11 protein-coding genes are annotated in these 9,212 nt (G+C 64.4%); 1 reads left to right on the top strand and 10 read right to left on the bottom strand.

Annotation, left to right across the window (positions count from 1 at the left end; all coding sequences use genetic code 11):
- From EOD07_RS12250 to EOD07_RS12230, 5 genes are all read right to left on the bottom strand, one after another.
- Window positions 1-236, bottom strand: a 236-nt coding sequence (locus tag EOD07_RS12250) for an ATP-binding cassette domain-containing protein (protein ID WP_164772205.1), incomplete at its 3' end; no start/stop codon positions are given.
- Window positions 233-1,228, bottom strand: coding sequence for a branched-chain amino acid ABC transporter permease (locus EOD07_RS12245; protein WP_127235630.1), 996 nt, complete (start codon window positions 1,226-1,228; stop codon window positions 233-235). The genes EOD07_RS12250 and EOD07_RS12245, both read right to left, overlap by 4 nt.
- Entirely contained in the window at window positions 1,228-2,178 is a 951-nt protein-coding gene (locus tag EOD07_RS12240) for a branched-chain amino acid ABC transporter permease (RefSeq protein ID WP_245470079.1), read from the bottom strand. The genes EOD07_RS12245 and EOD07_RS12240 overlap by 1 nt, the downstream gene beginning before the upstream one ends.
- A gap of 134 nt (window positions 2,179-2,312) precedes the next feature.
- Complete coding sequence (locus EOD07_RS12235; RefSeq protein ID WP_127235629.1) at window positions 2,313-3,425, bottom strand: branched-chain amino acid ABC transporter substrate-binding protein; 1,113 nt, start codon at window positions 3,423-3,425, stop codon at window positions 2,313-2,315.
- 141 nt (window positions 3,426-3,566) lie between these two features.
- Entirely contained in the window at window positions 3,567-4,340 is a 774-nt protein-coding gene (locus EOD07_RS12230; protein WP_052457802.1) for a GntR family transcriptional regulator, read from the bottom strand.
- 104 nt (window positions 4,341-4,444) lie between these two features.
- Between EOD07_RS12230 and EOD07_RS12225 the strand changes: the two genes are divergently transcribed.
- Window positions 4,445-5,206 carry an NAD(P)-binding domain-containing protein gene (locus tag EOD07_RS12225; RefSeq protein WP_164772204.1) on the top strand — a complete coding sequence of 254 codons (762 nt, stop codon included), beginning with the start codon at window positions 4,445-4,447 and terminating at the stop codon, window positions 5,204-5,206.
- A gap of 20 nt (window positions 5,207-5,226) precedes the next feature.
- Here the strand turns inward: EOD07_RS12225 and EOD07_RS12220 are convergent, their stop codons facing one another.
- The 5 genes from EOD07_RS12220 to EOD07_RS12200 form a co-directional block, all read right to left on the bottom strand.
- Complete coding sequence (locus tag EOD07_RS12220) at window positions 5,227-5,976, bottom strand: SDR family oxidoreductase (protein ID WP_127235627.1); 750 nt, start codon at window positions 5,974-5,976, stop codon at window positions 5,227-5,229.
- A gap of 24 nt (window positions 5,977-6,000) precedes the next feature.
- Window positions 6,001-6,981, bottom strand: coding sequence for a 3-hydroxyacyl-CoA dehydrogenase NAD-binding domain-containing protein (locus tag EOD07_RS12215; RefSeq protein ID WP_127235626.1), 981 nt, complete (start codon window positions 6,979-6,981; stop codon window positions 6,001-6,003).
- Window positions 6,927-7,793: a hypothetical protein gene (locus EOD07_RS12210; protein WP_127235625.1), complete on the bottom strand. Its 867-nt coding sequence runs from the start codon at window positions 7,791-7,793 to the stop codon at window positions 6,927-6,929. Before EOD07_RS12210 ends, EOD07_RS12215 begins: the two co-directional genes overlap by 55 nt.
- Window position 7,794: 1 nt before the next feature.
- Window positions 7,795-8,118: an NIPSNAP family protein gene (locus EOD07_RS12205; RefSeq protein WP_071030573.1), complete on the bottom strand. Its 324-nt coding sequence runs from the start codon at window positions 8,116-8,118 to the stop codon at window positions 7,795-7,797.
- Window positions 8,119-8,211: 93 nt separating this feature from the next.
- Window positions 8,212-9,099: an alpha/beta fold hydrolase gene (locus EOD07_RS12200; protein ID WP_281059047.1), complete on the bottom strand. Its 888-nt coding sequence runs from the start codon at window positions 9,097-9,099 to the stop codon at window positions 8,212-8,214.
- Window positions 9,100-9,212: the final 113 nt, after the last annotated feature.

Here is a 9,212-nt window from a genome sequence, read left to right as displayed (position 1 = left end):
ACGCCGGAATTGGCGATCTGATACTTCTTCAGCGTGTCGAGGCGCTTGCCGTCGAGCGCGATCGATCCCGCCGAGACGCTGTAGGAGCCGGCGGTCATGTTGATGAGCGTCGACTTGCCGGCGCCGTTCGGTCCGATCACGCCGTGGATGAGCCCGGGAGCGAAGGAGGCCGTCACGTCGTCGATGGCGACGACCTGGCCATATTGCTTTCGCAGTCTGTCGAAGGTGAGCGTCATTTGCCGAAGAGCCTCCGGATGAGCTTGTCCGGGCCGAAGCTGCGCGGCACGATTCCCGCCGGTCGCACGATGATCAGGAAGATCATCAACAACCCCAGGAAGAGGATGCGCCATTCCGCGAACTCGCGCAGCACCTCCGGCAAGAGCATCAGGATCGTTGCGCCCGCGACGATGCCCAGAATGTTGCCGATGCCGCCGACCACGATCATCAGCACGATCAGCACCGATTCCTGCAGCGTGAAGCTCTCCGGGCTGACGAACCGCTGGGAGGCGGCGAAGATCGCTCCCGCGATCGACCCGATCGTCGCGGACGTGGCGAAGGCGGCAAGCTTGGCGTTGGTCGTGTTTATGCCGATGCCGCGCGCGGCGTCCTGATCTTCGCGGATCGCCGCCCAGGCCTTGCCGAGGATGGAGCGCTCCAGCCGCCAGACCAGTGTGCCGACGACGAGCACGGTGATGAGCAACAGCCAGAAGAAATCGATCGGACGGGCGACCTGGATGCCGAGGATCGACGCCTTGTCGAGGCGCGCTATGCCCTTCGGTCCGCCGGTAAGCCAGTCGAGATTGTTGATGATGATGCGGATGATCTCGCCGAAGCCGAGCGTGACGATGGCGAGGTAGTCGCCGCGCAGCCTCAGCACCGGTATGCCGAGCAATATGCCGGTGACCGCGCCGAGGCAGGCTGCGACCAGCAGGATGAGCAGGAACGGCCAGTGCAGGTCGAGCTGCGGGCTGGCAAGCAGCGCGTAGCTGTATGCTCCGACCGCATAGAAGGCGACGAAGCCGAGATCGAGCAGTCCCGCATAGCCGATCACGATGTTCAGCCCGATGCCGAGCAGAATGTAGATCAGCAGGCTGTTGATGACGCGGACATAGTAGTTGGGCAGGAACGGGGTCGCCACGATCAGCGCGATTGCGATGGCCAAGAAGAGGAACGAAATGGCCCGTCCCGAACGCGGCTTGGCGGCGGTGAGGGTCTCGGCGACGGACATCAGAACTCCCTCTTGTACACGATGCTTTCCTCGGAAACGGCTTCGCCCAGAATGCCGGCGGGACGGATCAGGAGCACGAGTATGAGGATCGCGAAGGACAGCACGTCGCGGTATTCGGTGCCGAGCACGCCATGGGTGACGATGGGCAGCAGCGCCGTGCCGCCAACCTCGACGAAGGCGAGGATGAAGGCGCCGAGCATGGCGCCTGGAATGGAGCCGATGCCGCCGAGGATCGCCGCGGTAAAGGCCTTCAAGCCGATGACGGCGCCCATGGTCGGCGTCATGATGCCGTAGTAGCTGGCGTAGAGGATGCCGCCGGCCGCGCCGAGCAGCGGCCCGACGAAGAACACCATGGATATCGCGCCGTTGACGTTAATGCCCAGAAGCTGGGCCGTGGGCCGGCTTTCCGAGACGGCGCGCACGATGATGCCGATGCGGCTGCGGTTGACGAGGAAATGCAGGCCGAACATCAGCGCGAAGGCGGCGATCAGGATGCCGATCTGCACCGAGCTGACCGTGCCGCCCATCACCTCGTAGCGGACGGCGGGAAAGAAGCTCGGAAAGGCGACAGGCTGTGGGCCGGCAAGAATCTGGATGCCGGTGACCAGCGAGAGCGATACGCCGAGCGAGGAGAGCATCGGCGCGAGACGCGTGGAATTCCTCAAGGGCTTGTAGGCAATCCGTTCGATGCCGACACCGATGACACCCACCAGGAAGATGGCGATGACGAAGGCCGCGGTAAGCGCAATCGCGCCGGCGCCGCCCACGGTGCCGATCAGCATGCTGAGCACCAGGAAAGCCACGTAGGCGCCGAGCATGAACATTTCGCCATGGGCAAAATTGATCATGCGCAGCACGCCGTAGACCATCGTGTAACCGAGAGCGATCAGCGCGTAGATGGAGCCTATCGTCAGGGCATTGACTGTTTGTTGGATGAGGCTTCCCAGCATGGACCGGCATCCTGTGCAGTAGATTTCGCGCGGCTGGCGCAGCCGGAGAAAGAACAATCTCTACGGCCGCGCTTCGACGGAGCGCGGCCGTAGACAAGCCGGGAGACCGCCGCCGAGGCGACTCCGGCGCATGACTATTTCTGGCCGGCCAGTTTGAAGTCCGAGCCCTCGACCTTGTAAAGGTAGGATGGGGCCACCTTGAGTTCGCCTGTGTCGTCGAACTCCAGTTCGCCTACCGCGGTCTTGACCTTGGCCGCATGCAGTGCGGCGTTCATGTCCTCGCGCGTAAGGCCCTTGGTCGTCTTGAGCACCTGCTCGAGGATTTGGCCCTGCACATAGCCGTAGATCGAATATGGCCCGGCATCCTCACCATACTTGGCCTTATAGAGCTTAGCGAAATCCGCGATCTCGGGGGAAGCATCCATCGGCGGGACCTGGATGGCGACAAGCGTGCCCTGGACGTTGGCCTCGCCGGCCTGCTTGATAAGGTCCGGGGTATAGCCGCCGTCCGGCACCATCAGCGCCGCGGCTATACCCTGTTCGTGCATCTGCTTGGCGAATAGCGCAAGCTGCGGCATCACCGCGCCAAGATAGATCGCGTCCGGTTTTTTGGTCTTGATCTGGGCCAGAACGGCGGTGAAGTCGACGTCGGTCGGCGCAACCGCCAGGGTATCGAGGACCTTGCCGCCGCCCGCTTCGAAGTTCTTGGCGAATATCTCGGAAATTCCCTGTCCGAAGACCTGCTTGTCGTTGACGATGACGGCGGTCTTCGCGCCGAGCTTCCCTAAGGCGTATTCAGCCGGCAATAGCGCGCCGGCCAGGTCGTTGGCGACGGGGCGCACCATGAACTTGTAGCCCTGTTTGGTCAGCGACGGGTTCGAGCCGAAGGTCATGGTCGGCAGCGAGCAGTCCTCGTAGATCGGCAGCGTCGACTGGGCAACGCCGGAATTGAAATTCACAAGACCGAGCACGACCTTGTCGTTGTCGCAGAACTTCTGGGCGACGAGCGTTCCCTCGCGCGGGTCGGCTTTGTCGTCCTGCTGATCGTAGGCGATGGTGACGCCGTTGACGCCGCCATTCGCGTTCAGTTTGTCGACGTAGAGCTTGAAGCCATTGTGCCAGGTATTGCCGAAATACGCCTGCGGGCCGGAAAGCGGCGCGGCCATGCCGACGGTTATCTGCTCCGCCATGGCGGGTGCCGCGAAGAGTGAGGTGCCGAGAAGGAGTGCGGCGGTAAGTTTTCTCATGAAGGTTCCCCTTAGCTGCTGTCACGTGAGGGCGGCCGTTCCGGTCTTCTCCCCTCTTTGCCAGCGCATCGAAGCAGACAAAGGAGTGGCAGTCAAGAAAGTGTCGACACTATTGCGTTCAATCTTGTGGTCAGATACCGATTAAGCATCACGGACCTTTCGGCGACGCTTCAAATCGGCGGCATTGTCGGGCGCAAAAACCTTGAGCAGCGCGTCCTTGAGCGCCTGCTGCGTGACGGAGACGGTCATTTCGATATGTTCGCGCAACAGTTTCATGCCTTCCTCGGCATCTCGTTTGACGGCGGCGGCGACGATCCCGGAGTGGAAGGTGACTTGCGCCTTGTCGTGCGAAGGGTGCTCGATCTGGATGCGGCGGATGAAGCGGATGCGCGCATTGATGGAAGCGAGCTGCGCGACAAGTTCGGGATTTCCCGAGAGCTCGGCGATGAGCAGATGGAAGCCTTCGTCCTCAGCCAGAATGATGTCGGCTGGCTGGTCTCGATAGCCGTCGACGATCGCCTCCCAATATTCACGCAGCCGATCGATTTCGCGGTCTTCGGCGCGCTCGCACATCAGCTTGAAAGCGGCGCATTCAATGATGGAGCGCAGCTCATAGAGATCGAGCAGACCCTCGGTGCTGAGGCTCCTTACGAAGAAGCCGCGATTGGGGGTAAGCGAAACGAAGCCCTCGGAAGCGAGCCGGTTCAACGCCTCGCGGATTGGCGTGCGCGAGACACCCAGGCTGCGCGAAAGCTGGACCTCGTTGATGCGCTCGCCGGGCTTGAGCGTGAACTCCACGAGATGCTTGCGGATCGTGAGATAGGCACGTTCGCTGCTGTCGGCGCTGCGTCGCGTTTCGGCCTCGTTCATGGCGGGCTGGCCGCTGCCGGCGTCGCCCTCAACTCGTTCGGTCATGAAAGTTCCAATCGGATTTGTCTGCAGGTTGTGTCGACACTTTGCGGCTCACACTTCTTTCGCAAGTTCATACGAATGGCAAGCGGCGCTTCGGGGGGAAGGAAATGATCATTGGCATTCTTGGCGTCGGGCATCTGGCCGCTTCCATGCTGACAGGGTTTGTGCGGTCCGGGTTGGATCCAGCGGCAATCATCCTGTCTCCACGCGGCAAGGCCGCGGCCCTCGCGATCCAGCACGGCTTTCGGCTCGCCGCCGACAATCGCGAACTTGTTGAGGTTGCCGATGTCGTCCTCGTCGCTGTGCGACCCATCCATGCGCCGGAAGCAGTTAGCGGCTTGCCGTGGCGAAAGGGACAGACCGTGATATCGGTTTGCGCCGGCGTGCCGCTGGCCGGTCTGGATGTCGCGCCGGCGCGTATCGTTCGCGCCATGCCGCTCACCGCTTCCGAGATCGAGGCCAGTCCGACGGTCTACTATCCCGACGTGGAGCAGGCGAGGGCGGTGCTGGAGCGGTTAGGCCCCCCGATAGCACTCTCCAGCGAGAGGGATTTCGATGTCGCGACGGTCAGTGCCGCGGTCTACGGCTGGGCACAGGACCTCATCCGCAGGACGGCGGAATGGTCGAGCGCCCAGGGCCTCGATCCCACGGCGGCCCGCCGGCTGGCGGCAAGGACCTTCGTGGCGGCCGGACGACTGATCGCCGAAAAGGAAGACCCGATGGAGCGGATGCTGCTGGAATTGGTGACGCCGGGTGGGATCACCGAGCGGGGACTGCAGGTTCTCTCGGCGCGCGAGGTGCCGGTGGCCTGGGAGGAGGCCTGCATGGCGGTTCTCGCGAAGCTGACCGGCGGCCCTGCCGATACCTAGAAGCGGCGATGCGAGGCCGATCATCGTAGCGGCGGCGGCGGGTATTTCTGGCCCCCCGCCGCCTGTTCGCTCGGCGCGATGGTCAATTCCGCGATGTCGACATGGTCAGGCATCCGCAGCGCCGAAACAAGCGCGGCGGCAATGTCGGCCGGGCGCAATGGCCGTTGCTCGCAATACATGCGCTTGCGCAAGCCTTCGCGGTCTCCGTCAAAGGCCTTGAGGTAGAAATCCGTCTCGACGCGTCCAGGCGCGATTTCGGTCAGCCTCACGCCGGTGCCTGCAAGATCGAAGCGCAGGATGCGGCCCGCTTGCGACAGGCCGGCCTTTGCCGCGCCATAGGCTGTCGTACCGGCAAAGACGCCGCTGGCTGCCGTGCTGGTCAGGGTGAAGATGTGGCCGCGCTTGCGCGCGATCATACCGGGCAGAAGAAGGCGGATGAGTTGCAGCGGCGCGGTGAGATTCAGTTCCACCACCTCCGCCGTCTCTTCGGCGCTTTGTTCATGCAAGGGGCGCACGGTCGCCAGGCCGCCGGCATTGTTGACCAGCACGTCGATTTCGGCGGTGCCCAGCGCGGACATGATCGCTTCGCCATCGCGAACGTCGGTTGCGATGGGCTTGACCCGCGGCCCAAGCCGCTCCCGCAAGGCAAGCAGCGCGTCCTTGCTACGCGCCAGCGCATGGACCGTCAGCCCTTCCGCCACGAGGCACTCAACGATCGCCGCGCCAATGCCTTTGGAGGCTCCGGTGACGAGGGCGGTGCGATAGTCCATGCTCGTTCTCCCAAGCTGCTACGATCAAAGCGCGCCGTGTTCGGCGACCGCCCTCAGGATGCCGACCAGCCCGGCATCCCGCGCTGCCCTGAGTTCCTCGGGGCCGCGGCCATGCGCCGCCGCGGCCGTCGACGCCGAAACCGCCCGGATCGTGTCAGCGTCGAGCCTGGCCTCGAGCAGCGTGTCCCAGATGGCCTGATAGGTGGGACCGTATTTGCGCAGGAAGTCCTCGATGCCGTCGGCATTGAGGCTGTTGGAAATGAATGAGCCCTGCAACGTCCATTTCGGTCCCGGTCCGTACATGAATGCCCGATCGATATCCTCGACCGACGCGACGCCGTCGCGCACCAAGGCTATGGCTTCGCGCCACATCGCGCCCATCAGGCGCAAGGCGAGATGGCCTGTCACTTCCCTGTTGAGCGTAACCGGCTTCTTGCCGATGTCTTCGTAGACGGCGCGCGCCCGCGCGATTGCCTGCGCATCGGTCGCCTTGCCGCCGACGATCTCGACGAGCGGCATCAGATGCACCGGGTTGAACGGATGACCAAGCACGATGCGACCCGGCACGCGGCACTCGGCCTGGATGTCGGAGACGAGCAGCGCGGAGGAGGAGGAAGCGACGATGACCTCGTCGCCGATATGGTTTTCAATCTCGGCAAGCAGCCGCCGTTTGAGCGACAGGTCTTCCGGACCGTTCTCCTGCACGAAGTCGACTCCTTCGAGTGTCTCGGCCATCGTCGGGAAAAGCCTGATCGCCCCGGGCGCGGGCGCGGGGCCCTTCAAGCTGTCCAGGTCTGCCGCGAGCGCCGGCAGGACTTCGTGAAGGACTGCCTCCTGACCCTCCGCCGGATCATATACGCGCACATCATGACCGGCATGGGCAAAGCAAGCTGCCCAGCGCTGCCCGATGATGCCGAACCCGACAATGCCGATGGTCAGTCTGTCCATTCTCAGGCCCTTCTCCCATCGAGCGCGGCACGAAACGCTTCGTTGAGGTCGTTCCATGGGATAAGCAGGTCGAGCCAGGCGCCGATGCGGCCGGCGACGAGGATCGCCTCATTGACAAGGGGGTCGAAAGGCACTGCCTCCTCCATCGCCCTCTCGAGACGAAACAGCAGCGCCGGCGTTTCCGCGAGATGGCAGAAGTCTCGCAGCCGCGTCGCCGCCTTGTTCAGCGCAAGTGCCGCCGTCTGGCGCAGCACCGCCTCGTCGACGCTTGCCCGCTCGGATCGGATCCACCAGAGCAGTTCGTGCAGGACGCGCGCCTCCGCCTCCGCCGTGAAGACCGGTCCGGCGGGATGCATGATGGCCCGCGAAGCGGTGATATGGGCTATGTCGTCGGGCATGCGGTCCCAGATCACCTTGCGTCCGGCCACGATGTCGTGTGGAAGCGTCGATGCCGGCGGGGACTCCTCAGTCCCTCCGTCGGCCAGTGCCAGGGTCCCGTCGATGATGCGGCGTCCCTGTTCCCGCTTGAGCACCGCGGCGAGCTCCGCGATGCCCTCGACCGGCGCATCGAGATGGCCGAGCACGGTGATCTCCGCGGTCTCGGCCTGGAGCGGCGCGAAGGTGATTTCCAGGAACTGCCGTACCGGCCAGTAGATGAAGGCTCCCGCCTTGGCGTCGAGCACGTGGGTCGCGCCCTCCACGTCCTCGACGAAGGGGGCGTGCCAGTAGATATGGCTGCCGGCGATCTTGGGCGTGTGCAGTTGCAAACGCAGGGGTAAGGCGGCCAGCAGCGAGCGGCGAGTGCGCAGGGTGTCGCCGTTCAGTTGAATGGGCCAGGTCTTGCCCTCGGCCGAGAAAACGAGCTGCATGTCACTTGCCGGGGTTGAAGAACGAAACCGGCTTCAGGATCTGGTTGCGCATGTCGAGGAGATAGTCCGTCTCGATCACCTTGCGCCGATAGGCTTGCCATTCCGGGTCGGCTTCCATGCGGTCGCGACGCTCCTCACGGTCGGCAAGGGTCTCGTATTTCCACAAGTGCACGGTCCGGGAGAGATCGCCGATATGAGTCTGGAAGAAGCCGAAAGGCTCTCCCAGATAATGCCGCTGCATGGGCAGGCCGACATCCTCATAGAGCTTGAGGAAATGGGGCAGCTTGTTCGGGCGGGCGGTGTAGGTGCGGTGGTCGAAGATCATCTCGGTCACTCCTTCTGGTTCCTGTTCCGGCCCCGTGAGGCCAGAAAAGTCTTGTCCGGCTCGGCTTCGCCGGCGCCGCAAGCGCGGATCGTCTCAACCGCAACTTCGCACCGTCTCCGCGATAAGCCTGGCCGTCAGCGCCGGCGCTTCGATCTGCGGCACATGGCCAACGCCGTCGAGCAGGTGAACAGCGGCGAAGCCGGGCGCGCGGGCGGCATGAGCGGCAGGTGCTACGCGGTCGAGCTTGCCCCACACGAGCCGTGTCGGCACGCCGAGCTCCGCGAGAGCGGGCGTCAGGTCAAAGCCTTGCGTTCCATCCGGGAACAGCGCTTCGGCCATTGAGGCCAGCACATCCCTATTGCCGTTCTTTTCCATCTGCCTCAGCGCCGCTTGCGCGTAGCCGGCCGGCAGGGTTCGAGGATCGCCCACCATGACCGCCAGCCAGCGCTCGAGCGCCTGGACGGTGGTCGAGCGCGCAAGCCCGGCGATGAATCCGGCGTTGATCTCTGGGCCGAGACCGCCCGGGGCAAGAAGGGTCACGGAGCGCACGGTGAGGCGGCCGATCCGCGTAAGCGCAAGAGCGGCCGCCCCGCCCAGGGAATGGCCGACGAGATGAGCGTCCCTGACGCCCATGGCCTCCAGTTGGTCGGAAAGGGCGAAGGCGATCTCCTCGATGCTCTTGGCCGGCCGCGCGGCCTCCGCACCGTGGCCGGGCAGGTCGAGGCTGACCGTCGTAACATCCGGTTCGAGCAAAGGCACGACTTGCCGCCAAACGGAACGGTCCGCTCCGAAGCCGTGGATGAGGACCGCCGGCGCCGTTCGACGCGCTGTCGCCGGCGTGGCGACGTGCGATGCCGGGGACTCGGTCGGCTCCGTCTGGATGCCGCCGGACCGATCCGGACGCCCGGCGAGTGCGGCGTCAATGTCACGCTTCTTGATGCGTCCCCTTGGACCGGTCCCTGAGACGGTCGACAGGTCCAACCCCGCGGCCGCCGCAAGCCGGCGGGCAAGCGGGCTTGCGATTGCACGGGTGCCGGACTGGCGGGAGGGCGCAGGGGCGTCGGTTGCGGAGAGGGGATAGGCCGTCGCTGTTG

The sequence above is a fragment of the Mesorhizobium sp. M2C.T.Ca.TU.002.02.1.1 genome (genome assembly GCF_003997225.1).
The sequence above is the reverse complement of the archived record's forward strand: the minus strand, read 5'-3'. Positions and strand labels throughout refer to the sequence as shown.